Raw genomic sequence first — 25,941 nt, 5'->3', positions numbered from 1 at the left:
CCGGGCAAGATCGAGAAGATGGGCTACAAGGGCGTCGACACCACCGAGCTCGTCCTCACCGGCCACCGCACGACCGACGCCCAGATCCTCGGCGGCGAACCGGGGCGCGGCTTCTACCAGATGATGGACGGCGTCGAGGTCGGCCGGGTCAACGTCGCCGCCCGCGCCTGCGGCCTGTCGCGGCGCGCCTTCGAGCTCGGGATCGCCTACAGCCAGCAGCGGGAGACCTTCGGCAAGAAGATCGCCGAGCACCAGGGCATCCTCTTCCGGCTGGCCGACATGGCGACCAAGATCGAGGCCAGCCACCAGATGATGGTCAAGGCCGCCCGGCTCAAGGACGCCGGGCACCGCAACGACCTCGAGGCCGGGATGGCCAAGTACCTCGCGAGCGAGAACTGCGCCGACGTCGTCGAGCAGTCCTTCCGCATCCACGGCGGGTACGGCTACAGCAAGGAGTACGAGATCGAGCGCCTCTACCGCGAGGCGCCGATGCTCCTCATCGGCGAGGGCACCGCGGAGATCCAGAAGATGGTCATCGGCCGCCGGCTCCTCGAGGACTACCGGGTCCGCTGACCGCCCCGTCGCATCGTCCGCACCCAGCCCGCGTTCAGCAGGTACCCAGGTGGCGGTGCGACAATCGAGGCATGAGCAGCCAGCCGATGCGTCCGGGCCTGCGCGCCGCCCTGTCGCTGGAGTACCCGATGAGCCTCGGGGTGCACGACAGCTACGAGCAGGCGCAGAAGGCCGTCGACTACCTCTCCGACCACGAGTTCCCGGTGCAGGACGTCCTCATCGTCGGGACCGACCTCAAGCAGCTGGAACGGGTCACCGGCCGGCTCACCCGGGGCCGCGTCATCGGCGCCGGCGCCCTGTCCGGCATGTGGCTCGGTCTCTTCGTCGGCATCATGTTCGCGCTCTTCGACCCCAACGGCCTCAACCTGCTGAGCGTCCTCGGCACCGTGCTTTTCGGTGCCCTCTTCGGGGCGATCTGGGCGACCGTCGGCTACCGCCTCACCCGCGGCCAGCGGGACTTCACCTCGGTGAGCCAGGTCGTGGCCAACAAGTACGAGGTCCTGTGCGAGCACAAGCACGTCGCCCGCGGCCGCGAGCTCCTCACCCAGATGGACCCGATGAGCGCGGCGCAGCAGGAGGTCCGCCGGGCCCAGGAGGAGGAGCGCGAGCGGATCGCCGCCGAGCAGCGGCAGGCGCCGGCCTCGGGCCCTCCCCAGCTGTGACCCGCGGGCGTATCGTCCCCCCATGGCCGACGAGCGTCCGTCCCTGAAGCCCCTCGAGGGTCCGTTCACCTCCGTCCTCTGCGTCGTCGCGCACCCCGACGACATCGAGTACGGCACGGCCGCGGCGGTGCACCGCTGGGTCGAGGAGGGCGCCACCGTCGCGTACTTCCTCCTGACCCGCGGCGAGGCCGGCATCGACACGATGGACCCGGACGAGGCCGGCGAGGTCCGCGAGGCCGAGGAGCGCGAGAGCGCCCGCCGGGTCGGGGTCGAGACCGTCGAGTTCGGCGACGCCGCCGACGGGGCCATCGAGTACGGCGTGCCGCTGCGACGGCAGATCGCCGCCGCCATCCGCCGGCACCGTCCCGACCTCGTGATCGGTCAGAACTGGGCGGAGTTCTTCGGACCCAACATGGTCAACCAGGCCGACCACCGGGCCGTGGGCCTCGCGACCGTGGACGCCGTGGCCGACGCGGGCAACCGCTGGATGCACCGCGACCTCGTGGCCGACGGCCTCGAGCCGTGGAACGGGGTGAAGGTCCTCGCCGTCGCCGGGGCCCCGCAGCCCACGCACTACGTCGACGTCAGCGGCGAGCCGTTCGAGGTGTCGGTGCACTCCCTCGAGGCGCACGACGCGTACAACGCCGCCCTGCCCGCCGACTTCCCCGCCCCGCGCGAGCTGCTGACGATGATCCTCGGCGGCGGGGGCGAGGCCGTCGGGCTCGACAAGGCGTGGACCGCGCAGGTCGTCATCGACCGGCGGAGGCCGTTGGGCGAGTAATTCGACTCTCGCCATGCCGACGGTCGTCATCTCCCGGTGGTCATGAGCGGCAGGCGATACTCTGCTTGGCATGCTTACGCGACTTGAAGTCGACGGGTTTAAGAACCTGCTCGATTTTTCGGTCGACTTTGGCCCCTACACGTGCATTGCGGGTGTGAATGCGGTGGGCAAATCGAATATCTTCGATGCCATTGAGTTCATATCCCTGCTGGCCGACAACTCATTTATGGAGGCGGCGCAGAAGTTGCGCGAGGTTGGGGCCCGGACCATGGATCCATCGTCTCTTTTTTGGCAAGACCATAAAGGGCAGTATTCCAACATGCTTTTTGCCACTGAGATGATAGTTCCGCCAGAGGTGGAGGACGACTTTGGCAGGACGGTTCGTCCAACCACCTCTTTCTTGCGGTATGAGCTGGAACTTCGATACCGCCAGCCGGACGAAAAGGCGGTAGCACAATTCGGCTCAATCGAACTCGTTCGGGAAGAACTTCGCCACATCAAACTGGGAGACGCTCCGGGCCACCTCCCGTGGCCCCACAGCAAGAAGAATTTTCGAGACTCCGCCGTCTTTGGCCGCCGTTCAGGGATTGCATACATCTCGACCCAAGATGATCACGGCGAGGGGGTAGTTAATGTGCACCAAGATGGGGGCAGTAGAGGACAGCCGCGGACCTCCCCTGCAAATCGAGCTCCGAGAACCATCGTAAGCACGACGACAGCCTCGGACGACCCCACGATTCTTGCCGCGCGAAGAGAGATGCAGCAATGGCGAGTGCTGGCGCTCGAACCTTCTGCGATGAGGGCGCCAGACGCGGTGATGGGCGTAAGTGAAATTGCTGCCAACGGCGCTCACCTTGCTGCGGCCCTCTTCCGTATGGCGGCCGATGCGGGAGACGATGTGTATGGGGAAGTTGCTGCGGAAGCTGCTGCACTGGTCGACGTTCGTCTCGTAAATGTTGACTACGACAGCCATCGAGATCTGCTCACACTTCAGGCTCAACTTGGCACGGGGCCGGTTCTGCCGGCGCGGTCGCTATCGGACGGCACTCTTAGGTTCATAGCGCTCTGCATCATCGGTCTTGACGACCACTTTGGGGGGGTGCTGTGCATGGAAGAACCCGAGAACGGAATTCATCCTTCACGCATTCAAGCCATGGTTGAACTTGTACGCGACCTCGCCGTTGATCCATTCTCCAAGGTTGATGTAGAGAACCCACTTCGGCAAGTAATCGTGAATACGCACTCACCCTACTTTGTTCAGTTTCAGGAAGCGAACGACCTCATGCTAGCGCTGCCAGTGACTGTGAAGCGCGGCGCCCAAGCAGCAACGTCGATTAGGCTCTTGCCTATAAAGGGTACCTGGAGGGCTCCGCGAACTAACGATTCGGTAACTCGTCCTACCATTGTGGACTACCTTATAAATCCACCGGGTACGCAACTAAAGTTGGAGCTGCCGGAAGCGGCTGGAGGGTGACGAGTTTCGCTTTCATCCGCGAGGGGCCTTCCGACGACGGCATGTTGCCGCATTTTCGACAAATGCTTGCCGATCGCGGTTGGGTAAATGTTGTCGGCAACTCGCGGCCCTACCGGGGAAGCCCGTTGGATTGTTTGACAGCTTGGCGTGCCGAGGGGTCTGGCGATGCGGTGGTCTTCTTTCATAAGGACGCCGACTCGGCAGACGGTGCCCCTGTGAGGTTCGAGATTCGATCGGCCGCCAAGCGCCTCGACCTTAGGTGCGTCGTTCCGGTCGTCCCAGTGCAGGAACTTGAAGCATGGTTACTGCTGTCAGAGAAAGAGATTCGCGCGGTGGCTGGCCGTCCCAAAGGGCGGGTACCCCTCACAATGCCCAAGCCGTCGAGGATCGAAGGTACGACTTCACCGAAGGAGGTGCTGGGGCAAGCTCTACTCGACGCTTCCGAGACGAGAGGCAGGCGACACGAACGCGAGAGGGCCCGTTTCGGGGCGCGTCGCAGGTCGCTGCTGGAGCGGCTGGACATTCACGGAGAGGTGCGGCGACTCCCGTCTTGGGCCCAGTTCGAAGCCGACCTAGACGCAGTTGTTCGTGGTAGCAGTGACTAGGCCGCGCGGCCGGGCTCAGGCCGTCCAGCGGGCGAGCTGTCGCGACTGGACCATGAGGCGGCCCGTGGCGTCGTGGACCAGCGCGTCCTCGTCGAGGAAGCCGGCCTCGACGTGCCGGGTGCCGACCTCGACCGTCAGCGGGCCCTCTCCGCTGCGGGCCCGCACGTGGGCGGTGAGCTCGACGGTCGGCACCCAGCCGCTCGCCCCGAGCGCGTTCCAGGCGGCGGGCGGGGTGACGTCGCAGGCCACGAGCGCCCCGAGCTGGTCGGCGGGCAGGGTCTCGACGACGGCGCGGATGCTGCCGGTGCCGTCGGGGGTGCCCCGGGTGAAGCCGGTGGTCGCGAGGTCGATGCGCTCGCCGGACCGGGCGGCGACGCCGGGGGTCGCGAAGCCGCCGAACTCCATCTCGGGGGTGCCGGCCCGCGGGGTGAGCCGGGCGCCCGCGGCGTCCCACGGCTCCTCCCGACGCCAGGTGGGACCCTCGATGCCGGTGCGGTCGCCCACCGAGGCCATCGTCGACAGGACGACGTCGTCGCCCTGCGTCGCCGTCGCCGTCACGGTCGTGAAGCGGCGGCTGCCCCCGACGCGAATGACCGAGAACCGGATTGGCTCGAAGCGGGCCTTGCGCAGGTAGTGCGTCGTGATGGTGAAGAGGTCCGGGGCCCCGGTGGCGGTGAGGACCGCCCGGCCCATGAGGGCGAGGAGGTAGCCGCCGTGCGGGATGCCGAAGACGTCCCAGCCGGCCGCGACCCGGCCGACGAGGGCGTCGCCGTCGACGTCCATCGCCAGCGCCTCCTCGAAGCCGGCGACCGGTCCGTCGTCCATGCTGCCTCCCCGTCCGCGCTGCTGCTCGGGCGCCGTGAGCCGGTCAGCCGCGCAGGCGGCGGACCCAGGCCTCGACGTCGTCGGCGGTGCGGGGGATGCCACCGGAGAGGTTCTCGCAGCCGTCCTCGGTGACGAGCACGTCGTCCTCGATCCGCACGCCGATGCCACGGAAGCGCTCGGGGGCCTTGAGGTCGTCGGCCTTGAAGTACAGCCCCGGCTCGACGGTGAGGACCATGCCGGGCCGGAGCTCGGCGTCCATGTACTCCTCCCGGGTGGCGAGGGCGCAGTCGTGGACGTCGAGCCCCAGGTGGTGCGAGGTGCCGTGCACCATCCAGCGCCGGTGGTACTGCCCGTGCTCCTTGTCCAGGGTGTCCTCGACCGAGACGCCCTCGGGCAGCAGGCCCCAGGCGTGCAGGTGCTCGGCGACGACGCGGATGGCGGCGGCGTGCACGTCGGAGAACTTGTTGCCGGGGCGGACGGCGGCCAGGCCGGCCTCCTGGGCGGCGAGGACGGCCTCGTACACCTCGCGCTGGGCCTCGGTGAACGTGCCGTCGGTGGGCAGGGTGCGGGTGACGTCGGCCGTGTAGAGGCTGTCGACCTCGACCCCGGCGTCGATGAGGACGAGCTCGCCGGGCTCGACCGCGCCGGTGTTCTTGATCCAGTGCAGCGTGTTGGCGTGGTCACCGGCCGCGCAGATCGCGTCGTAGCCGACGCCGTTGCCGCGGTGGCGTGCGGTGCGTCCGAAGGTCCCCTCGAGCCAGCGCTCGCCGCGCCCCTGCGCCACGGCCTCGGCGAGCTCGGCGACCATGGCGTCGAAGCCCTCGTGGGTGGCGGCGACGGCGGCGCGCATCTGCTCGACCTCGTAGTCGTCCTTGACGAGCCGGGCCAGGGACACGGCGTGGGCGAGGGCGTCGTCGGCCTCCTCCAGCGACTCGCGCTCGGCGCCGTTCTCGACGCGGGCGTCGTCGAGCCGGGCGGTGAGCTCGCGGTCGGCGTCCCGGACGACCCGGACGGTGAGCTCGCCGGCGTCCTTGGCCACGGCGTCGACGAGGCCGTCGACGTGCCGGGCGGTGAGGCCGAGCTCGCGCTCGACGTCCTCGAGGGTCGGGCGGGCGCCCACCCAGAACTCGCCGTAGCGGGAGTCGGCGAAGAACTCGTCGCTGTCGCGCTCGGCGAGCGGCCGCAGGTAGAGGACGGCCTCGTGGCCGCCGTCGTCCAGCGGCTCCAGGACGAGCACGGCGTCCGGCTCGCGGTCGGCCCCGAGGCCGGTGAGGTAGGCGAAGGCGGTGTGCGGCCGGAAGACGTAGTCGCTGTCGTTGCTGCGCACCTTGAGGCCGCCGGCCGGGACCACCAGCCGCTGCTTCGGGTACGCCGCGCTGAGGACGGCGCGGCGGGCGGCGGCCCAGGAGGCGGCGTCCGCGGGACCGTCGACGGTCGGGCGGCGCGGGGCCCAGTCCTCGCGGATGAAGGTGCGCAGCTCGTCCGTCGTCGCGCGGGCGCGGTTGTCGGCCTGCTTCTGCTCTTCGCTCATCTCCGCATCGTCGCACGGGCCCCCGACGTGCCCCGCCCCGCGTGCCACACTGCGCGGATGGGACGGCGGGAGGCTCCGGGACGGGGGCGGTCCGGGTGAGCGGGGTGGACCCGCTGCCGGACCGGCTGCGCGCCCACTTCCGCCACCGCGAGCACCTCTACGGCGTGCTGCTGGAGGAGATGGCCGACGACTGGGACCGCGGTGGGGTGACCCGCGAGCTGTTCGAGGGCTGGGAGGACGCGGAGATCCGGCAGTTCCCGCAGCTGCGGCTGCTCGCCGGGCTGTTCCGGATCGTGCTGCGCGGCGACGCACCCCAGCTCGTCCCGTACTACGAGGTGCTGGGCGGCGACGCCGACCCGGAGGAGGCCTGGCCGGCGGTGCGGCCCGTCCTCGCCGCGCACGTCGGCGAGCTGCGGGAGGCGCTGACCGAGACCCCGCAGACCAACGAGCCCGCCCGGACCGTCGCGCTGCTCGTGGGCCTGTCCGAGGCCGTGCGGCGGACCGGCCTGCGCGAGGTGCGGCTGCTCGAGCCCGGCGCCTCGGCGGGTCTGGGGCTGCTCGTCGACCACTACCGCTTCGAAGGCGACGGCTGGTCCGCCGGTCCCGAGGACTCGCCCCTCGTCGTCACCGGCTGCGGCGCCCGCGGCCTGGACCCCGAGCCGTTCCGGGTGCGGGAGCGGCGGGGCTGCGACGTCGCCCCCATCGACGCGGGGACGACCGAGGGTGCCGACCACCTGCGGTCCTTCGTGTGGCCCTGGATGCTGGGCCGCCACGAGCGGCTCGCCGGCGCCCTCACCGTGGCGCGGCGGCACGGGGTGACGGTCGACCGGGCCCGCGCCGCGCCGTGGGTGCGCGAGCAGCTGGCCACCCCGCCGGCCGACGGCGTCCTCACCGTCGTGTGGCACTCGGTGACCCGGATGTACTGGCCGCGGGAGGAGACCGAGGCGGTGACCGCGGCGGTCGAGGAGGCCCGCTCGCGCATGCCGCTGGCGCACGTCGCGATGGAGACGCCGTGGGCGGCCTGGGCGTCGGTCGCCGCCCGGGACGTCGAGCACGCCCCGCGGATCGAGCTGGACGGCGAGGTCCTCGGGACCTGTGGCCACCACGGACCGCCGGTGCGGCTCGGCGACGGGGGAGAGCCGGGGAGCGGGGCGCCGTCGTGACCGGCCGGCCCTGACCGACGGCCGAGCCGCTGCCGCCGGGGCCGTCGACCCTCGCCCGGTCCCGGGCCGCTCAGTCGTCGTCGACCCAGTCCAGGGTGCGCTCGACGGCCTTGCGCCAGCCGGCGTACCCGTCGCGGCGCTGGTCCTCGGACCAGGTGGGCTCCCAGCGGGTGTCCTCGTGCCAGTTCGCGCGCAGCTCGTCGGTGCCGGACCAGAAGCCGACGGCCAGGCCGGCGGCGTAGGCGGCGCCCAGGGCGGTCGTCTCGGCGACGACCGGCCGCGACACCGGCACGCCGAGGACGTCGGCCTGCAGCTGCATGCAGAGGTCGTTGGCGGTGACGCCGCCGTCGACCTTGAGGGTCGTCATCTCGACCCCGGAGTCGGCCTCCATCGCGTCCGCGACGTCGCGGGACTGGTAGCAGATCGCCTCCAGCGTGGCCCGGGCGAGGTGCGCGTTCGTCGTGAAGCGGGACAGGCCGACGATGGCGCCGCGGGCGTCGCTGCGCCAGTAGGGCGCGAACAGCCCGCTGAAGGCCGGGACGAAGTACGCCCCGCCGGTGTCGTCGACCTGGGCGGCGAGGCGCTCGATCTCGGAGGCGCCGCTGATGATGCCCAGCTGGTCGCGCAGCCACTGCACGGCGCTGCCCGTGACGGCGATCGAGCCCTCGAGCGCGTAGACGGGGCCGGCGTCGCCAAGCTGGTAGGCGACGGTGGTGAGCAGGCCGTTCTCGCTGCGGATGAGCTCGGTGCCGGTGTTGAGGAGCAGGAAGTTGCCCGTGCCGTAGGTGTTCTTGGCCTCGCCGGGCTCGAAGCAGACCTGGCCGACCGTCGCCGCCTGCTGGTCGCCGAGCACCCCCGCGATCGGCACCTGGGCGGACCCGCGCCGCGCCGCGGTGGCGCCGAAGGCGTCGGGGTGGCTGCTCGGGTGGATGTCGGGGAGCATCGCGCGGGGGATGCCGAAGAAGCCGAGCAGCTCCTCGTCCCAGTCCAGCGTCGTGAGGTCCATGAGCATCGTGCGGCTGGCGTTGGTGACGTCGGTGACGTGCAGACCGCCGTCGGTGCCGCCGGTGAGGTTCCAGAGCACCCAGGTGTCGGGGGTGCCGAAGACTGCGTCGCCGCGCTCGGCGGCCTCGCGCAGGCCGTCGACGTTCTCGAGCAGCCACTGCACCTTGCCGGCCGAGAAGTACGTGGCCGGGGGGAGGCCGGCCTTCTCACGGATGACGTCGCCGCGGCCGTCGGCGTCGAGGGCGCGGGCGATGGCGGCGGTGCGCGTGTCCTGCCAGACGATGGCGTTGTGCAGGGGTCGGCCGGTCCTGCGGTCCCAGACGATCGCGGTCTCGCGCTGGTTGGTGACGCCGATGGCGGCCAGGTCGTCGCCGCTGAGGCCCGCGCGGCTCAACGCCGTGCCGATGACGGTCTGGGTCCGGTCCCAGATCTCCAGCGGGTTGTGCTCGACCCAGCCGGCGCGCGGGAGGATCTGCTCGTGCTCCAGCTGGTGGCGGGCCACCTCGCGCCCGTCGTGGTCGAACACCATGAACCGGGTGCTCGTCGTGCCCTGGTCGACCGCGCCGATGAAGTCCGCCATGGCCCGACCCTACTGAGCACCGGCGCCGGCGGGGCCGTCGTGCATCCTGCCGGGGATCCTGCGCACCGACCCGTCGTCACGTCGCGGAAGTCGTGCGCGGTCGCGGTCGTCGCCGCGACCTGCGACGACTTCCGCGACCCGGGGCTGCCTGTGGATGACGCCCGTGGCGGGACGGGCGGAGGACCGACGATGTCCGGATGCTTGCCGAGGCCGCTGCGGAACGGCTCCGGGCCTACGCCACGGCCCGGGGCGGGGTCTTCACGAGCGCCCACGCCGCCGCCCTCGGCGTCGACGACCCCGCGCTACGCCGGCTCCGGCGCGCCGGGGCGGTCGTGCGGGTACGACGGGACGCCTACGTGCTCGGCGGCGCGTGGTGCGCCGCGGGGCCGGAGGCTCGGCTCCGCCTGCGCACCAGGGCAATCCTCCTGACGCGACCCGGTGACGTCGCGTCCCACGAGTCGGCGCTGGCCCTGCACGCGCTTCCCCTGCTCGGGCCACCCCTCGGAGCGCCGCTGGACGTCGTCGACGTCCTCGCGGACGTGGGACGGACGCGCCTGAGCGCCGGGCTGCGGCCGCATCCCCGGGCCGGGCTCGACCACGTGGTCGCGGACGGCTACCGGTGCGTCCCGGTGAACATCGGGCTGGCGCAGGTCGTCCTGCGATCGGGCCCGACCGCCGGCCTCGTCCCGCTCGACGCCGCCCTCCACGGCGGGCTCGCCTCCAGGGCCGGTGTGGCGGAGGCCTTCGACGTCCTGGCGACTCCGGGAGCAGGGCGGCGACGGGCCGACGACGCGCTGCGACGCTGCAGCGCCCTCGCGGAGTCGCCGGGGGAGACGCTCACCCGGCTCGCGCTCGTCGACGCCGGACTCGAGGTCAGACCGCAGGTCGCCGTCCACGGCGACGACGGACAGCTGGTCGGACGCGTCGACCTGCTCGTCGGGGAGAGGGTCGTGGTCGAGTTCGACGGCGCCGTGAAGTACGCCGGGGCGCAGGGCCGGGACGCCCTGGTCGCGGAGAAGCACAGGGAGGATGCCCTGCGCGAGCTCGGGTACGTCGTCGTCCGGGTGACGTGGGCCGACCTGCTCCGTCCGGAGCTGGTCGTCGCTCGGGTGCGGCGTGCCATGTCGCGGTTGTCGTCGTGAGTCGCGGTAACCACCGCGACCGAGGACGACAACCGCGACCGAACGGGGGGACGGGCGGCCGGCCGCAAGATCTGCGACAGGGCGGGCCGGGCGGGCGGCAGGCGGTCGTCGTCGGTCGGGGCATCGGACATCGTGCGGCGGTGTGGGGAAGGGCACGCGGGCGGCCGGTACCGGGCGGCGGCGTCGTCGCGGGAGGATGGGCCGGCAGCGCGGCGGACGGTCCGTCGCGGCAGCAGCGAGGAGGCCGGCCGTGCAGTTCGGGCGCAGCTACGAGGAGTTCGAGGTCGGCGCGACGTACAAGCACTGGCCCGGCAAGACCGTCACCGAGGCCGACGACCACGCCTTCTGCCTGCTGACGATGAACCACCACCCCCTGCACCTCGACGCGCACTACGCGCAGGAGACGACGCAGTTCGGCAGGAACGTCGTCGTCGGCAACTACGTCTACTCGATCCTGCTCGGCATGTCCGTGCCCGACGTCAGCGGCAAGGCCATCGCCAACCTCGAGGTCGAGTCACTGCGGCACGTCGCCCCGACCTTCCACGGCGACACCCTGTATGGCGAGACGACCGTGCTCGACAAGCGCGAGAGCACGAGCAAGGACGACCGGGGCGTCGTCCACGTCGAGACCGTCGGCTACACCCAGGACGGCACCGTCGTCTGCGTCTTCCGCCGCACGGTCATGGTGCCCAAGCAGTCCTACCTCGACGCCCGCGGCGGCGAGCAGCCCGGACGGCCGACGCCGGTCCCCGACCGGAACTGGCCGGGACCGGCGTCCGCCGACGGCTGACAGCGTCAGTCGCTGCGCCGCACCGTGTGGGTCCTCCCGGAGACGTCGTCGGTCCAGCGGATCGCCGCGACGTCCGCGCCGGAGTCCCCCGTCGCCACGACGAGCACGTAGCGACCGCTACCGCCCAGCGAGTCGCCGGTCCAGTCCGCGCCGTTCCCGACCACGCGCCCGGCGCGGTCCAGGACGGTGACCGACGCGGGCGGGTCCGGCAGCACCGCGCACACGGCGGACCCGTCCTTCGCGCAGCCGACGAGCACCCCGTCCGGGGTGTTCTCGTCGTAGCGCAGCACCACGGGCGCGGGGGCCGGACCGTCCTCGACGAGGCGCTGAAGGAGGACGGTGGAGCGTTGCTGCGGGTCGACGGCCTGGTCGGTCACGGCGTCCAGCGAGTACCCCACCCGCGTCCCGCGGACGACCAGCGCCGGCCGCATCGAGGCGACGTGACCGCCGGTGGCGTCGGTCCACCACAGCTCCGCGACGTCGCCGGGGTCCTCTTTCGGGCTGCGCCAGGTCTGGGTGACGACCGTGCCCGCGCCGTCCGGCAGCTCGGCGGTCCGTACGGGCGTGGCGCTCCCGCGAGTTGCCAGCGACTCGAGGTCGACATCGCGCGATCCCGGGGGCAGGAGGGCGACGAAGAAGCCGTCGAGCTCGGTGCCCACCTCGCTGCTCCCGGAGAGGACCGGCACCAGGCCGTGGTCGGTGAAGCGGGCCGTCGGGACGGACAGGGTCGCGTCGTCGCCCACGGCCCCGAGCTCGCCGGTGGCCCGGTCGAGGTAGACCACCTGGTCGTCCACGACGGCGCTCGGCAGCTGCGTGCCGTGGTCGGTCCACACCGCCTTCCCGTCGCTCCAGTTCAGCGCGGCCAGGGTCGCGAGCCGCGGAGACCTCTCCGCCCGCCAGACGACCGCCTGGTACGGAGTTCCCGGCAGCGGCGCGACGTCGGAGTACACGCCCCCCACGTCCCCGAACCACTGCGGCATCAGTCGGGTCGCGGCCGACGGGACGACGCCGGCGACGACGAGCGGTCGCCTCGACACGACGTCCCACCCGGACCACGTGCCCCCGGGCCGCACGGACCCGGCGGGGACCGGTGCGTCCGACCCCGGGACGACCGCTGCGATCGACCCGGTCGCGGTGTCCAGCCGCACCGTGTACGTGTCGCCCTGCAGGTCGACCCGGGCGGACACGACGCCGATGTCGGCCATCGTCGTGCGGGTGGCGGGCACGGGCGCGGCGCGGTCGGCGGAGTCGTCGAGCGCCGCCCAGGTGCCCCCGGCGACGACGAGCGCGGCGGCCAGGGTGCCCCCGACCATCGCCACCCGGCGGCGGCGCACGACCCTCCGGCCGCCGCCGAGCACCGCCGCGGCGTCGACGTCGTCGAACGCCCCGGACTGGCTGTCGGTGGCGTCGTGGAGCAGGGTGCGGATCTCGTCCTCGAAGGTGTCGGGGCTCATCGCGCGCCTCCTTCGGAGGTGGTCAGCTGGGTGCGGAGCGCGGCGAGACCGCGCGAGGCGGCCGACTTCACGGCGCCGCGGGAGATGTCGAGCAGGTCGGCGACGGCCTGCTCGGAGAGGTCGGTGTAGTAGCGCAGGACGACGACGCGCCGCTGCTGCTCGGGCAGGGTCGCGAGGAGCCGGACGACGAGGTCGCGGTCCTCGGTGGTGGTGCGCTCGGGCCGGCCCGCCTCGGGGACGTCCTCGACCACCACCTCGCCGCGCCGGCGGCGCCAGACGTCGGTGCGCTCGTTGACCAGGACCTTCCTGGCGTACGCGAGGGCCCCCTCCGGCCGCACCCGCGGCCACGCCACGTAGGTCTTGACCAGCGCCGCCTGGACGAGGTCGTGCGCGGCGTGGTGGTCGCCGGTCAGCAGCCAGGCCGTGCGCAGCAGAGCCGGCGAGCTCTGCTCCACGAAGGCCGTGAACGCGGCGTCGCGCTCGGCCCGTCCGCCGATCCTCATGTCCCCTCCCGATGTGGTGTCACAGCCTGTTCTACGCAGCGGGGGGCGGAAGGGTTGCCTCGCCGTGGCGGGAAGATCCACGCCACTACGCTCCAGGGGTGATCGACCTGCACACCCACTCGACCGCCAGCGACGGCACGGAGAGCCCCGGGCAGCTGGTGCGGGCGGGCCGGGCCGCGGGCCTGACCACGATGGCGATCACCGACCACGACACCACCCGTGGCTGGGCCGAAGCCACCGCCGCCGCCCGCGAGGCCGGCATCGCGCTCGTCCCCGGCATCGAGGTGTCGTGCGCGCGGGGGCACCGCTCGGCGCACCTGCTGGCCTACCTGCCGGACCCGGACGCCCCCGCCCTCGTCACCGAGCTGGAGCGGGCGCGGGAGAGCCGCGAGGGCCGCCTGGACCGGATGGTCGAGAAGATGGCCGCCGACGGGCTCCCCGTCTCCGTCGAGTCGGTGCGCGCCGAGGTGCAGGAGGGGGCGACGCCGGGCCGGCCGCACATCGCCGACGCCCTCGTGCGGGCCGGTGCCGTCGAGCACCGCGACGACGCCTTCGCCCGGTGGCTCGGCGACTCCAGCCCCTACTACGTGCCGCACTACGCCCCGGACCCGGTGCGGGCGGTCGAGGCGGTGCGGGCCGCCGGCGGCGTGCCGGTGCTCGCCCACCCCTACTCGCGCACGCGGACCGGACGGGTCGACCCGGAGCTCGTCGAGGAGATGGCGGCCGCCGGGCTCGCCGGCCTGGAGGCGCACCACCGCGACCACGACGAGGACTCGGTCCGCGCGCTCGTCGGGCTGGCGGGCACGCTGGGGCTGCTCGTCACCGGGTCCAGCGACTACCACGGCACCGGCAAGCACAACCGGCTCGGGGAGAACACGACCGCGCCCGAGGTGCTGGAGGCGATCGAGGCCCGGGCCACCGGCGCGTCCGTCGTGCGGCCCTGACCGTCTGCCGGACCGTGCGCCCGGCCCGGGAGGGGCGTCCGTAGCCTCGGAGGGTGGCCGACTACGTGCTCCTGTTGTCCTGCCCCGACCAGCCCGGGATCGTCGCGACGGTGACGGCCCTGCTCTACGAGCACGGCGCGAACATCGAGGAGAGCCAGCAGTTCGACGACGTCCGCAGCGACACCTTCTTCATGCGGATCCGCTACTCCGCGGCCGAGGCCGGCGACCCGGGTGCGGACGGCTGGGGCGAGCGGTTCTCGCCGGTGGCCGGCCGCTACGCCATGGACTGGTCGGTGCGGGCCGCGGACCGTCCCTACCGCGCGGTCCTCATGGTCAGCCGGTTCGGCCACTGCCTCAACGACCTGCTCTTCCGGTGGCGGTCGGGCGCGCTCAACCTCGAGATCCCGGCGGTCGTGTCCAACCACCGCGACCTCGAGCCCCTCGTGTCGTCCTACGGCATCCCCTTCCACCACGTCCCGGTGACGGCGGACACCAAGGCCGAGGCCGAGGAGCGCCTGCGCGAGGTCGTCGAGGCGTCCGACGTCGACCTGCTCGTCCTGGCCCGCTACATGCAGGTGCTCTCGGACCGCCTCGCAGCCGACCTCTCCGGGCGCGTCATCAACATCCACCACTCCTTCCTGCCGTCGTTCAAGGGCGCCAAGCCGTACCACCAGGCGTTCGAGCGGGGGGTCAAGCTCGTCGGGGCGACGGCGCACTACGTGACGGCCGACCTCGACGAGGGGCCGATCATCGAGCAGGACGTCGTCCGGGTCGACCACCGGATGGCGCCCGAGGAGCTGGTCCGGGCCGGTGAGGAGGTCGAGTCCCGGGTGCTGGCGCGGGCGGTGCGCTGGCACTGCGAGTCCCGGATCCTGCTGAACGGCACCTCGACGGTCGTCTTCAGCTGACCGGTCGCGCGGCGCGGCCGGTGGTCGCGGCGAGGGTCGCGGGCCGGTGTCGGACGGGGTCGGGCTCAGAACCGGGTCAGCCGCCGGTGTCGGACGGCGTCGCCTCGTGGCCGGGGCGGCCGTGCGTGCGCCGGTCCTGCTTCATCTCCGCCTCGAAAACGTGGCGACGCCCGCCGGTCAGCGCCTCGCGGGCGGCGCGCTCGTGCTCACGGAAGGCGGCGTAGTACCCGTCGTCGTACTCCTCGACGACCTGGAAGGACCACCGCCCGGCGAGGATGTTGCGCCCGACGAGGTCCTCCTCGACCCGGTCCGCGATTTCGGTGTGGCCGGCGTCGCGGAGCGCGTCGACGGCCTCCCCGAGGGTGAGGTCGGCGGTGCCGGAGCGCCGGTGGAAGGCGTAGAGGTGCCCGCGCGCCTCCTCGACGACCTCCAGCGCCTCGGAGAGCTTGCCGAGGGCCGCGACCGTGGCGTCGCTGGTGCCGTCCGGGCGGGCGTGGTCGTCGTCGAGGGCCATGTCCTCACTCTGGCACCGGCGGACGTGAGGGCGCGGCGCACGCGGCCCCCTTCGACAGCCGTGGGCCTGTGGAAAACTCCGCGGCCCGGATCGCCGGTCCGGGCAGGGTGGGCGACATGAGCTTCGAGAACCTCCCCGACACCTGGTCCACCCTCTCCCTCGACGACCCCGCGCTCGCCGCCGACGTCGTCGACCTCGTCGTCGGCCACGCCGACCGGGTCGGCGGCTGCGTCGCCCTCCTCCTGCTCGACGAGGGCCTGCGGCTGCGGCAGCCGTGCGTCGTCGGCGACGTCCCGGACGACGCCGACCCGGCCCACATGCGCCCGTTCGTCACCGAGCTGGCCGGCATGGTCGCCGCCGAGGTCGGCGCCCTGCTCTTCGCGCGCGGCCGCGCGGGGTCGGGCTACCTCACCGACGCCGACCGCGCCTGGCACGAGACGGTCGTCGCCGCCTGCCGGGAGGGTGGGGTCCGGCTCGTCGGCGCCCACCTCGCGACACCGGCGGGGGTCCGCTCCTTCCCGGCGCCGCTGGACGAGGCCGCCGTCGCGTCGTGAACGGCGGCCCCGTCGGGTGCGGTGGTCAGCCGGCGGGCTCCTCCAGCCGCAGGAACTCCAGGTGCCGCTCGTAGTGGTCGAGGCAGTCGTGGATGACCTGGGCCTGCGTGTAGCCCATGACGTCGTAGCCCTGCCCGCCGTCGGACAGGTGCACCTCGAGCCGGGCGTAGGTGTCGCGGGCCTGGAGCATCCGGCCGCCGTACGTCGGCACCGCCGACATCTCCAGCGCCACCCGGTAGACGAACGGGGTCGGGTCGTCGCCGTCGGTCCGCAGCGTCACCGCCGGGAGACCCCCGGCCCCGCCGTCCGCTCCCGGGCCGCGGTTCGCCGCGTCGGTGTCGCAGACGGTGGCGACCCCGAGCGTGCTCAGCTCGGCGGCCACCTCGGCCAGGGCCGGGGTGACGACCTCGCGCAGGTGCCGCTCGGCCTCCTCCCGGTCGACGAAGTTCGTCGCCCGCACCAGCCGCGTCTTCCACGACGCGCTCGCCTGGGCCGGCTCGGACTCCCGCGCCTGGGCGCTGCGGGCCGACAGCAGGGCGTGCATCGTGTGGTCCCGGCTGTCGGCCCGGTGGCCCTCCACCCGCAGCGCGCGCAGCAGCCCGACCATGACGAGCACGAGGACGACCGCGAAGGGCAGGCCGAAGATGATCGTCGCGTACTGCAGCGCGACGATGCCGCCGACGAGCAGCATCGCGACGGTGAGCAGGCCGGTGGCCGCCGCCCAGGTGATCCGCAGCCACGGCGCCGCGTCCTCGGTGAGCGACCCGAGGCGGCTCGTGAGGTTGGCCATGACCAGCGCCCCGGAGTCGGCCGAGGTGACGTAGAAGAGCAGACCGACGAAGAAGGCGAGGGCGATGACGACCTGCCCCAGCGGGTAGCCGGACACGAGCTCGTAGAACCCGATGCCGGTGAAGTCCTGCGCGGTCTCCGCGAACGCGGTGTCGCCGCCCCGGATCCGCTCGATGGCGGCGTTGCCGAAGATCGAGATCCACATGACGATGTAGAGGAACGGGATGACGAGGGTGCCGGCGACGAACTGTCGGATGGTGCGGCCGCGGGAGATGCGGGCGAGGAACAGCCCGACGAACGAGGCCCAGGCCACCCACCAGGCCCAGAAGAACAGCGTCCAGTAGCTCATCCACTCGGCGTTGTCGACGAAGGGGAAGGTCTCCATCGTCTTGGCCGTGAAGGTGCGCACGAAGTCGCCGACGTTGGCGACGGTGGCGTTGAGCAGCAGCTCGGTCCGGCCGGTGACGAGCACCCACGCCGCGAGCCCCAGCGCGAGGACGACGTTGAGCTGGGACAGCAGCCGGATACCCTTGTCGACACCGGTCGTCGCCGACACCGCGGCCATGACGACGGCCAGCACGGCCAGCGCCACCTGCGCGCCGGTGCCCAACGGCACGCCGAAGAGGACGTTGAGCCCGACGTTGAGGAACACGACGCCGATGCCGAGAGAGGTCGCGACCCCGAAGATCGTCCCGAGCACGGCGGCGGTGTCGACGGCGTGCCCGAGTGGTCCGTCGATGCGCCGGCCGAGCACGGGCGCGAGGGCCGACCGGACGGCCAGCGGCAGGCCGCGGCGGTAGCAGAAGTAGCCGAGGGCCAGCCCCATGAGGGCGTACATGCCCCACCCGGTGACGCCGTAGTGGAACAGCGTCCACACCGTCGCGTCCCGGGCCGCCTCGATCGACTGCGGCTCCGGTCCGCCGGCCGGCGGGGACATGTACTGCGTCGCCGGCTCGACGACGGAGTAGAACATCACGTCGGTGCCGATGCCCGCGGCGAAGAGCATCGAGGCCCACGAGAACGTCGAGAACTCCGGGCGCGAGTGGTCCGGGCCGAGACGCACGTGGCCGTACCGCGAGAGGCCGAGGTAGACGACGAACGCGAGCACGGCGGTGGCGAGCAGCACGTAGAACCAGCCGAACCACTGGGTGACCCAGGTCGTGACGTTGCCGAAGCCGGTCTCGGCCGAGCCGGGGCTGACCAGCGCCCACACCGCGACGAGGAGCACCCCGACGAGCGAGGCGACGAAGACCGGCATCCGCACCGGTGGGCCGCCGAGCGAGGCCGGGCCGACCGGCGGGGGAGCGGACCCGCCCGGGGGTGGGGAGCCGGGGTCGTCGGGGGTCGTCTCGCCGGGCGGGGCGTCGGTCGTGGCCATCGTGTCTCCTCGCGGGGGTGGGGCGGTGCGGTGTGGGGCGGGAGGTCGGGGCGCCGGGGTGGGTCCGGCCGGTGGGGTGCGGGCGATGGGGGGCGGGCGGTGGCCGGCGGGTCAGGTGCCGGCCGGCGGGTCCAGCGGGCTGCCGGCGCGGTGGTCGTACCAGGGGGCCTGCGACGGGGGGAGGGGGGTGTTGCCGGCGATGAGGTCGGCGGCCTTCTCGGCGAGCATGACGACCGGCGCGTAGATGTTGCCGTTCGTCACGTAGGGCATGGCGCTGGCGTCGACGACCCGCAGGCCCTCGGTGCCGTGCACGCGCATCGACGTCGGGTCGAGGACCGACAGGTCGTCGGTGCCCATCCGGGCGGTGCAGCTGGGGTGCAGCGCGGTCTCGGCGTCGGCCCGGACCCAGTCGAGGATCTCCTCGTCGGTCTCGACCTGCGGCCCGGGGGAGATCTCCCCGCCGTCGTAGGGCGCGAGCGCGTCCTGGTCGAGGATGTCGCGCGCCACCCGGACGGCCTCCACCCACTCGCGCCGGTCCTGGTCGGTGGAGAGGTAGTTGAACTGCATGGCCGGCTTCATCCGCGGGTCCGTGCTGCGGATGGCGAGCCAGCCCCGGGCGTCGGAGTACATCGGCCCGATGTGCACCTGGTAGCCGTGCCCCTCCACCGGGCTGGAGCCGTCGTAGCGTATGGCGATGGGGAGGAAGTGGAACATGAGGTTCGGGTAGTCGACGTCGTCGTTGCTCCGGGCGAACCCGCCGCCCTCGAAGTGGTTCGTCGCGCCGTAGCCCTGCCGCAGGAACAGCCACTCCGCCGCGAGCTTCGGGCGGTTCTTCCAGGCCAGGCCGGGGGCGATGGACACCGGCTGGGTGCACGCGTGCTGGATGTAGACCTCGAGGTGGTCCTGGAGGTGCTCGCCGACGCCCCGCAGCCCGCTGACGACGTCGATGCCGAACGGCCGCAGCAGCTCGGGGTCGCCGACGCCGGACAGCTGGAGCAGCTGCGGAGTGTTGATCGCGCCGCCGGCCAGGACGACCTCCCCGGCGCGCACGACGTGCCGGCGACCCATGACGGTGTACTCGACGCCGACGGCCCGGGTCCCCTCGAAGAGCACCTTCGTCGTCAGGGCGAGGGTCCGCACGTGCAGGTTCGGCCGGTGCAGCACCGGGTGCAGGTAGGCACGCGCGGCCGACAGGCGGCGGCCGCGGTGGACGTTGCGGTCGAACGGGCCGAACCCCTCCTGCCGGTAGCCGTTGACGTCGCTCGTGCGCGGGTAGCCGGCCTGCTCGGCGGCCTCGAAGAAGGCGGTGAAGAGGGGGTTGGTCGCCGGGCCGCGCTCGAGGACGAGCGGGCCGTCGCCGCCGCGCCAGGTGTCGGCGCCGGCCAGGCAGGTCTCCATCTTCTTGAAGTAGGGCAGGCAGTGGGCGTAGTCCCACGTCTCCATGCCCGGGTCGGCGCCCCAGCGCTCGTAGTCGCGGGGGTTGCCGCGCTGGAAGATCATCCCGTTGATCGAGCTGGAGCCGCCGAGGACCTTGCCCCGGGCGTGGTAGACCCGGCGGCCCTTCATCTCCGGCTCGGGCTCGGACTCGTACTTCCAGTCGTAGAACCGGCTGCCGATGGGGAAGGGCAGCGCGGCCGGCATGTGGATGAACGGGTCGACCTTGACGTCGCTGCGGCCGGCCTCGAGGACGAGGACCGAGGTCCCGGGGTCCTCCGAGAGGCGGTTGGCCAGGACGCAGCCGGCGCTGCCCCCGCCGACGACGACGACGTCGACGGTGTCGGGGACCTCGGCCAGGGTCGTGCGGTCGCGCAGGCGCTCGGCGGTGTCGCGGCCGCGGCTCCAGGCGGTGCGGGCGGTGGTCGACAGGCGCTCGGTCGTGCTCATCCGAACCACCCCGTGGGCGCCGGCGTGGTGTTCTCCCACACGTGCTTGGTCTCCTGGTACTCCTCGAGGCCGAGTTCTCCGAGCTCGCGGCCGATGCCGGACTGCTTGTGCCCGCCCCACTCCGCGGGGGCGACGTAGGGGTGGTAGTCGTTGACCCACACCGTGCCGAGCCGCAGGGCCCGGGCGACGCGGCGGGCCTTGTCGCGGTCGCTCGTCCACACCGCGCCGGCCAGGCCGTAGACGGTCCCGTTGGCCAGGGCCACGGCCTCCTCCTCGGTGCGGAAGGTCTCGACCGTGAGGACCGGCCCGAAGGACTCCTCCTGGACGACGTGCATGTCCAGCCGGCAGTCGTCGAGCACGGTGGGCAGGTAGTAGTAGCCGTCCGCGAGGGCGGGGTCGTCGGGGCGGCCGCCGCCGCAGCGCAGCGTCGCGCCCTCGGCCAGCCCCGTCGCGACGTAGTCCTCGACCTTGGCCAGGTGCTGGGCGCTGGTCAAGGACCCGGTCTGCGCGTCCTCGTCGAAGGGCGGGCCCATCCGGATGCCGCGCGCCCGCTCGACGACGGCGTCGACCACCTCGTCCTTGACCGACTCCTCGACGAGCAGCCGGGCCCCGGCCGAGCAGACCTGGCCGGAGTGGAGGAACACCGCGGTCATCGCGTTGTCGATCGCGGCCTCGCGGTCGGCGTCGGCGAAGACGATGTTCGGGTTCTTGCCGCCGAGCTCGAGGGCGACGCGCTTCACGGTCCCGGCGGCCTCGCGCATGAGGTGCTTGCCGACGGCGAGGCTGCCGGTGAAGGACACGAGGTCGACGCGGGGGTCGGTGCTCAGCGGGCCCGCGCAGCCCGGCCCGGTGCCGAGCACGAGGTTGGCGACCCCCGCCGGGACCCCGGCCTCCTGCACCGCCCGGACCATGAGCATCGTGCTGTGCGGGGTGATCTCGCTCGGCTTGAGGACGAAGGTGTTCCCGGCCAGCAGGCACGGCGCGACCTTCCAGCTGGCCTGGAGGAGGGGGTAGTTCCAGGGGGTGACGAGCGAGCAGACGCCGATGGGCTCGCGGTGCACGACGGAGTGGACCCCCTCGACGCCGGGATCGACCTCGCGGGGTCGCTCGACCTCCTCGCCGCGGCCGGCGTAGTAGCGGAACACCGAGAGGACGTCGTCGACGTCCAGGAGGGCCTCGGCGTACCGCTTGCCGGTGTCGAGGGCCTCGGCCCGCGCGATCTCCTCCGTGTCCCGCTCCAGGACGTCGGCGACCCGCCCCAGGGCGGCGGCACGCTCGATCGGCGGCACGTCGCGCCAGCGCCCGTCGTCGGCCGCGGCCCGGGCGGCGGCGAGGGCCGCCAGGGTGTCGGTCTCGTCGGCCTCGTCGACGTCGCCGACGTGCGAGCCGTCGGCGGGGCACGTGATGGTGCGCGCGGCCGCCGGAGGCGGCCGGCACCCACGTGCCGTCGATGAAGAGGTCGGGCATACGGGGTCCTTCCCGTCGAGGGGGTCGCGCGGAGTGCCCAGACTCGCGACCCCCGCGGACCGGCGTCAAGCGGCGGGGCGTCCCCGCCGGTCAGGGGGCCTGGGTGCGGCGGCGGTGGGCGGCGGCCTTGGTCCGGTTCTGGCAGCGCAGCGAGCAGAAACGGCGGTGGGTGTTGCGGGAGCGGTCGACCCACACCCGGTCGCAGCGCTCGGCCGCGCACACCCCGAGCCGGGACCCGAGGTCGCCCCCCACGGCCATGGCCAGGCCGGCCGCCATCCCGGCCGCCCAACCCCGGTCGAAGCTCGTGTCCGGGCCGTGGAAGTGGATGGCCCAGCCGCCCTCGCCGTCCGGGATGAGCTCGGGGTGGGCCTGCGTGCGCCGCAGCATGGCGTTGACGAGGGCGGCGGCCTCGGCGTCGGCGCCGGCGTCGAGGGCCTCGACGACGCGGCGGGCCTCGGTCACCTCCGCGCAGACGTTCTGCACCTGTGCGCGACCGGGCCGCGGCTCGTAGCCGGGGTAGCGCACCGCGCCGACGACGGCCTCGCGCAGCGCGTCGCCGCGGGGGGCCTCGTGGGGGTGGCCGCCGTCCTCGCCCGGGGTCACGGCGTTGACGAGCCGGACCGTGCTGTCGATGACGGCGTCGACGTGACTGTTGAACCGCATGTCGCCAGGCACCTAACGTCGGGAGCGTGTCACTGGTCAATCAGTCTACGTCAGTCATGTCGGTCATCCCGGTGCTCGTCGCCGCGCGTGTCGTCAACCGTCTCGGCGGCGCCGGGATGGCCTTCCTCGGGGTGCGGCTGACCCGCGACCTCGGCGTCCCCCTGGGGACCACCGGCACCGTCCTCGCCGTCTTCGGGCTCGCGACGATCCCCTCGCGCGTCCTCGGCGGGGTCGTCACCACCCGGTGGGGTCCGCGGGCGGCGCTGGTCGGCGGGCTCGTGGCGTGCGCTGTCGCCCAGGCCGTCATCGCGGCCGGGTCGTCCCTGCGCGTCGTCGCCGCGGGGGTGGTGCTCCTCGGGCTGGCCTACGAGGTGGTCGAGCCGGCCACCCAGACGGCCGTCGTCACCGGCGTCGACCCCGCCCGCCGGGCCTCACGCCTCTCGCTGCTGTGGGCGTGCATCTCGGTGGCGGGGGTCCTCGCGGGCGTCGTCGCGGCGCTGGTCACCCGGTGGGGCGTCGGCGCGCTGTTCGCGGTCGACGCCGCGACGAGCCTGGCCGCCGCGGGCCTCGTCGCCGTGCTGCTGCCCGCCCTGCCGGCGGTCCGGGTCCGGCGGGCCTGGCGGGCCGCGCTGCACCGCCGGCTCCTGGCCTGGACGGCGCTCTGCTGCGTGCCGACGACGGTCGTCATGGTCGTCGTCCTCGTGCTGCCGCTCGTCGTCGAGCAGGACGGGCGGCCGCCGTCGACGACCGCCTGGCTCCTCGCGGCCGCGGCGGCGGTGTCCCTCGCCACGCAGCGGATGCTGGCCCGGGTCGAGCCGCGACTGCCCGCGCACCTCGTCCTCGCCTCGGGGTACGCGCTGCTCGGCGTGGCGCTGCTCGTGTGGGCCCTCGGCGGGCTCGCCGCCCTCGTCGTCGGTGCGGTGCTCGAGGGGGCGGCGGGCACCCTCGTCGTCGGCACCCAGCAGGCGGTCGCCTCGCGCCTCGCCCCGGCCGGGTCCGAGGCGGCGGTGATGACGGTGCAGGGGCTGTCCTGGGGCGTCGCCACCGTCGTCGCGCCGGTGCTCGGCACGGCCCTGCTCGGGGCGGGCGCGCACGTGCTGTGGCTGACCGGCGCGGCCGTCGCGCTGGTCCTGGCCGCCGGCCACGTCCGCCCGCCCGCCCGCTGGGCAGCACCGGCGGGGGTCGCGGGGTGACAGGATCGGGCGATGGGAATCGAGGAGGTCGCGGACGGGCTCTACGCCCTGGCCCCGGAGGACTTCACCGCCGCCCGGAACGCCCGCGCCAAGGAGGCGCGGGCCGCCGGCGACCGGGACCTCGCGTCGGCGGTGCAGGCGCTGCGGAAACCGACGGTGGGGGCGGCGTTGCTCAACCTCCTCGTCCGGGAGCGGCGTGAGGACGTCGAGCAGGTCGTCGACCTCGGGGAGCGGCTGCGGGCGGCTCAGGGCACGCTCGGGCCGAAGGAGCTGCGGACCCTCGACGACGAGCGACGCCGGCTGACCCGGGCGCTGGCGCAGCAGGCCGCTGCCCTCGCCGCCGACGAGGGTCGCCGGGTGTCGGCGTCGGTCACCGCCGCCGTCGAGGAGACGCTGCGCTCGGCGATGGTCGACGCCGACGCGGGGGCCGGGCTGCTCACCGGCCTGCTCGTGGACACCTTCAGCTCGACCGGCCTCGACCCCGTCGACCTCTCCCGGGTCCTCGCCCTCGGTGGCGGGTCCGCGACGGCCCGCCGCCCACCGGGCCGGACCGCCCCGACGGGGCCGGACCCGGAGCGGGTCGCGGCGGCGCAGGAGGCGCTCGAGGAGGCGCAGGAGGCGGCTCGTCGGGCGGGGGAGGAGGCGGACGGCGCCCGCCGGCGCTCCGCCGAGACCGGTCGCCGGCGGACCGAGCTGGCCGCCGAGCTGGTGGCGGCCCGCCGCCGCGTCGCGGAGCTTGAGCAGCAGGTCGAGGCCGCGGGCGAGGACGAGCGTGACGCCCGCCGGGCGCAGCTCGCGGCCACCCGGGCCGAGCGGTCGGCGGTCGAGGCGGCCGACAAGGCCCGTCGCCGCCTCGACGCCCTGACCTCCTGACCCCCGCCGCGGTGCGCAGTCCGCCCAGCGGTGCGGCGGAGCGGGGTCCTGACCCCGGTTCCCCGCACCGCCGCCGCCTCGACGCGACGGACGACACCTGGCCCTCGCCCCTACCTCGACTTTCCCGCCCCATCCGGGAAACCCGGGGTTCGCAGTGCCGGACCAGCCTTGCGAACCCCTGACAAGCCGGATGGGGCGGGAAAGTCGGGACGAGGGCGTCGGGGGGGGGGGGGGGGGGGGGGGGGCGGGGGGGGGGGGGGGGGGGGCGGTCAGACGGCCGGGGGAGTCCTCAGCACTCGATGACGTTGACGGCGAGGCCGCCGCGGGCGGTCTCCTTGTACTTGACCTTCATGTCGCGGCCGGTGTCGCGCATCGTCTTGATCGCCTTGTCCAGCGAGACGACGTTCGAGCCGTCGCCGCGCAGCGCGATCCGGGCCGCGGTGATGGCCTTGACGGAGGCGACGGCGTTGCGCTCGATGCACGGGATCTGGACGAGCCCACCGACGGGGTCGCAGGTGAGGCCGAGGTTGTGCTCGATGCCGATCTCGGCGGCGTTCTCGACCTGCTTGGGCGTGCCGCCGAGCACCTCGGCCAGCGCCCCGGCGGCCATCGAGCACGCCGACCCCACCTCGCCCTGGCAGCCGACCTCGGCGCCGGAGATCGAGGCGTTCTCCTTGTACAGCGAGCCGATGGCCGCCGCGGTGAGGAAGAAGTCGACGACGCCGTCGTCGTCGGCACCGGGCACGAAGCGGGTGTAGTAGTGCAGGACGGCCGGGATGATGCCGGCCGCGCCGTTCGTCGGCGCCGTGACGATGCGCCCGCCCGACGCGTTCTCCTCGTTGACGGCGAGCGCGTACAGCGTCACCCAGTCCATCGCGGCCAGCGGGTCGCCGGCGTGCTCCCGGCGCAGCTGGATGGCCAGGCGCGGCGCGCGGCGCTGCACCTTGAGCCCGCCGGGCAGGACGCCCTCGGTGCGGCAGCCGTTGTCGACGCACTCCTGCATGACGTGCCACAGGTCCAGCAGGCCGGCGCGGACCTCGGCCTCGGTGCGCCAGGACGTCTCGTTCGCCATCATCACGCCGCTGACCGGCAGCCCCGACTCGCGGCAGCGCTCGAGGAGCTGGTCGCCGGTGGTGAACGGGTAGCGCACCGGCGTGGAGTCGGGGACGATCTCGTTCTGCCCCACCTCGTCCTCGTCGAGGACGAACCCGCCGCCGACCGAGTAGTACTCGCGGGTCCGCAGCGGCTCCTCGTCCTCGGCCGGCTCGGCGGAGGCGAAGGCGGTGAAGCGCATCCCGTTGGAGTGGAACGGCAGGGTCGCCCGGCGGTGCAGGAGGATGTCGGCGTCGGGGTCGCACGCGACGTCGCGCTCCCCGCCGAGCCGCAGCAGCCCGGACGCGCGGACCTCGTCGACGCGCCCCTCGGCCGCGCGGGGGTCGGTGGTCTCCGGGGCCTCGCCCTCCAGCCCCAGCAGCACGGCCTTGAGTGAGCCGTGCCCGTGTCCGGTGGCCCCGAGCGAGCCGAACAGCTCGCCGCGGACCCGCCCGACGCGGGGGAGGAGTCCGTCGGACCTCAGGCCCTCGACGAAGGTGAACGCCGCCCGCATCGGGCCGACGGTGTGCGAGGAGGACGGGCCGATGCCGACCGAGAACAGGTCGAAGGAGGAGATGGCCATGGTGTCCTCGA

The 25,941-nt window shown here is 73.2% G+C and carries 23 protein-coding genes; 12 read left to right on the top strand and 11 right to left on the bottom strand.

All coding sequences use genetic code 11. From position 1 onward, the window contains the following. The 4 genes from EPD83_RS15320 to EPD83_RS15305 form a co-directional block, all read left to right on the top strand. A partial coding sequence (locus tag EPD83_RS15320) for an acyl-CoA dehydrogenase family protein (RefSeq protein WP_268951208.1) occupies positions 1 to 573 on the top strand: 573 nt, incomplete at its 5' end. A 71-nt stretch (positions 574 to 644) separates the two neighbouring features. Beyond that, positions 645 to 1,235 carry a general stress protein gene (locus EPD83_RS15315; RefSeq protein WP_128367748.1) on the top strand — a complete coding sequence of 197 codons (591 nt, stop codon included), beginning with the start codon at positions 645 to 647 and terminating at the stop codon, positions 1,233 to 1,235. Between the two features lie 22 nt (positions 1,236 to 1,257). Next, entirely contained in the window at positions 1,258 to 2,016 is a 759-nt protein-coding gene (locus EPD83_RS15310; RefSeq protein WP_165566811.1) for a PIG-L deacetylase family protein, read from the top strand. Between the two features lie 70 nt (positions 2,017 to 2,086). Beyond that, positions 2,087 to 3,490 carry an AAA family ATPase gene (locus tag EPD83_RS15305; protein ID WP_128367983.1) on the top strand — a complete coding sequence of 468 codons (1,404 nt, stop codon included), beginning with the start codon at positions 2,087 to 2,089 and terminating at the stop codon, positions 3,488 to 3,490. 620 nt (positions 3,491 to 4,110) lie between these two features. On the opposite strand, the gene EPD83_RS15300 is transcribed toward EPD83_RS15305, so the two are convergent. Further along, positions 4,111 to 4,920, bottom strand: coding sequence for a thioesterase family protein (locus EPD83_RS15300; protein WP_128367982.1), 810 nt, complete (start codon positions 4,918 to 4,920; stop codon positions 4,111 to 4,113). Positions 4,921 to 4,963: 43 nt separating this feature from the next. Beyond that, entirely contained in the window at positions 4,964 to 6,451 is a 1,488-nt protein-coding gene (locus EPD83_RS15295; RefSeq protein WP_205859555.1) for an aminopeptidase P family protein, read from the bottom strand. 95 nt (positions 6,452 to 6,546) lie between these two features. On the opposite strand from EPD83_RS15295, the gene EPD83_RS15290 reads away from it, so the two are divergent. After that, entirely contained in the window at positions 6,547 to 7,614 is a 1,068-nt protein-coding gene (locus EPD83_RS15290) for a DUF2332 domain-containing protein (protein WP_165566809.1), read from the top strand. 70 nt (positions 7,615 to 7,684) lie between these two features. Here EPD83_RS15290 and glpK read toward each other — a convergent pair whose 3' ends face one another. Beyond that, complete coding sequence (glpK, locus tag EPD83_RS15285; protein WP_165566808.1) at positions 7,685 to 9,199, bottom strand: glycerol kinase GlpK; 1,515 nt, start codon at positions 9,197 to 9,199, stop codon at positions 7,685 to 7,687. A 197-nt stretch (positions 9,200 to 9,396) separates the two neighbouring features. Between glpK and EPD83_RS15280 the strand changes: the two genes are divergently transcribed. Both EPD83_RS15280 and EPD83_RS15275 read left to right on the top strand, forming a co-directional pair. After that, entirely contained in the window at positions 9,397 to 10,341 is a 945-nt protein-coding gene (locus EPD83_RS15280) for a type IV toxin-antitoxin system AbiEi family antitoxin domain-containing protein (RefSeq protein ID WP_128367754.1), read from the top strand. 250 nt (positions 10,342 to 10,591) lie between these two features. Continuing rightward, positions 10,592 to 11,131 (top strand): MaoC family dehydratase, encoded by a 540-nt coding sequence (locus tag EPD83_RS15275; protein WP_128367555.1) that lies wholly within the window; start codon positions 10,592 to 10,594, stop codon positions 11,129 to 11,131. A 5-nt stretch (positions 11,132 to 11,136) separates the two neighbouring features. Here the strand turns inward: EPD83_RS15275 and EPD83_RS15270 are convergent, their stop codons facing one another. Together EPD83_RS15270 and EPD83_RS15265 are read right to left on the bottom strand one after the other, a co-directional pair. Further along, positions 11,137 to 12,585, bottom strand: coding sequence for a hypothetical protein (locus EPD83_RS15270; RefSeq protein ID WP_128367554.1), 1,449 nt, complete (start codon positions 12,583 to 12,585; stop codon positions 11,137 to 11,139). After that, positions 12,582 to 13,088: a SigE family RNA polymerase sigma factor gene (locus EPD83_RS15265; RefSeq protein WP_128367553.1), complete on the bottom strand. Its 507-nt coding sequence runs from the start codon at positions 13,086 to 13,088 to the stop codon at positions 12,582 to 12,584. Before EPD83_RS15265 ends, EPD83_RS15270 begins: the two co-directional genes overlap by 4 nt. Positions 13,089 to 13,186: 98 nt before the next feature. On the opposite strand from EPD83_RS15265, the gene EPD83_RS15260 reads away from it, so the two are divergent. Beyond that, positions 13,187 to 14,032 (top strand): PHP domain-containing protein, encoded by an 846-nt coding sequence (locus tag EPD83_RS15260; RefSeq protein WP_235950654.1) that lies wholly within the window; start codon positions 13,187 to 13,189, stop codon positions 14,030 to 14,032. A 53-nt stretch (positions 14,033 to 14,085) separates the two neighbouring features. Beyond that, a complete protein-coding gene (gene purU / locus EPD83_RS15255; RefSeq protein WP_128368659.1) occupies positions 14,086 to 14,940 on the top strand; it encodes a formyltetrahydrofolate deformylase in 855 nt (284 codons plus the stop codon). Positions 14,941 to 15,016: 76 nt separating this feature from the next. On the opposite strand, the gene EPD83_RS15250 is transcribed toward purU, so the two are convergent. Continuing rightward, positions 15,017 to 15,454, bottom strand: a complete 438-nt coding sequence (locus EPD83_RS15250) for a hypothetical protein (RefSeq protein ID WP_165566807.1) — start codon at positions 15,452 to 15,454, stop codon at positions 15,017 to 15,019. Positions 15,455 to 15,570: 116 nt separating this feature from the next. Here EPD83_RS15250 and EPD83_RS15245 point away from each other — a divergent pair, with 116 nt between their 5' ends. Next, entirely contained in the window at positions 15,571 to 16,008 is a 438-nt protein-coding gene (locus EPD83_RS15245) for a hypothetical protein (RefSeq protein WP_128368633.1), read from the top strand. A gap of 25 nt (positions 16,009 to 16,033) precedes the next feature. On the opposite strand, the gene betT is transcribed toward EPD83_RS15245, so the two are convergent. The 4 genes from betT to EPD83_RS15225 all read right to left on the bottom strand — a co-directional run bounded on the left by betT (position 16,034) and on the right by EPD83_RS15225 (position 22,189). Then, on the bottom strand, positions 16,034 to 18,175 hold the full coding sequence (gene betT / locus EPD83_RS15240; protein ID WP_165566806.1) for a choline BCCT transporter BetT: 2,142 nt from the start codon (positions 18,173 to 18,175) through the stop codon (positions 16,034 to 16,036). A gap of 111 nt (positions 18,176 to 18,286) precedes the next feature. Beyond that, the gene (betA, locus tag EPD83_RS15235; RefSeq protein WP_128366546.1) at positions 18,287 to 20,059 is read right to left on the bottom strand and encodes a choline dehydrogenase; all 1,773 of its coding nucleotides are present in this window, start codon (positions 20,057 to 20,059) and stop codon (positions 18,287 to 18,289) included. Then, entirely contained in the window at positions 20,056 to 21,465 is a 1,410-nt protein-coding gene (locus EPD83_RS15230) for an aldehyde dehydrogenase family protein (protein ID WP_456107193.1), read from the bottom strand. The genes betA and EPD83_RS15230 overlap by 4 nt, the downstream gene beginning before the upstream one ends. A gap of 151 nt (positions 21,466 to 21,616) precedes the next feature. Beyond that, on the bottom strand, positions 21,617 to 22,189 hold the full coding sequence (locus tag EPD83_RS15225) for a CGNR zinc finger domain-containing protein (RefSeq protein ID WP_128366547.1): 573 nt from the start codon (positions 22,187 to 22,189) through the stop codon (positions 21,617 to 21,619). A gap of 56 nt (positions 22,190 to 22,245) precedes the next feature. On the opposite strand from EPD83_RS15225, the gene EPD83_RS15220 reads away from it, so the two are divergent. Both EPD83_RS15220 and EPD83_RS15215 read left to right on the top strand, forming a co-directional pair. Further along, positions 22,246 to 23,382, top strand: coding sequence for an MFS transporter (locus EPD83_RS15220; RefSeq protein WP_128366548.1), 1,137 nt, complete (start codon positions 22,246 to 22,248; stop codon positions 23,380 to 23,382). 12 nt (positions 23,383 to 23,394) lie between these two features. Continuing rightward, complete coding sequence (locus EPD83_RS15215; RefSeq protein ID WP_165566805.1) at positions 23,395 to 24,255, top strand: hypothetical protein; 861 nt, start codon at positions 23,395 to 23,397, stop codon at positions 24,253 to 24,255. Positions 24,256 to 24,544: 289 nt separating this feature from the next. On the opposite strand, the gene EPD83_RS15205 is transcribed toward EPD83_RS15215, so the two are convergent. Continuing rightward, positions 24,545 to 25,930, bottom strand: coding sequence for an L-serine ammonia-lyase (locus tag EPD83_RS15205; RefSeq protein ID WP_128368393.1), 1,386 nt, complete (start codon positions 25,928 to 25,930; stop codon positions 24,545 to 24,547). Positions 25,931 to 25,941 lie beyond the last annotated feature (11 nt).

The sequence above is a fragment of the Phycicoccus flavus genome (genome assembly GCF_004025965.2).
GTDB lineage: Bacteria > Actinomycetota > Actinomycetes > Actinomycetales > Dermatophilaceae > Phycicoccus > Phycicoccus flavus.
The sequence above is the reverse complement of the archived record's forward strand: the minus strand, read 5'-3'. Positions and strand labels throughout refer to the sequence as shown.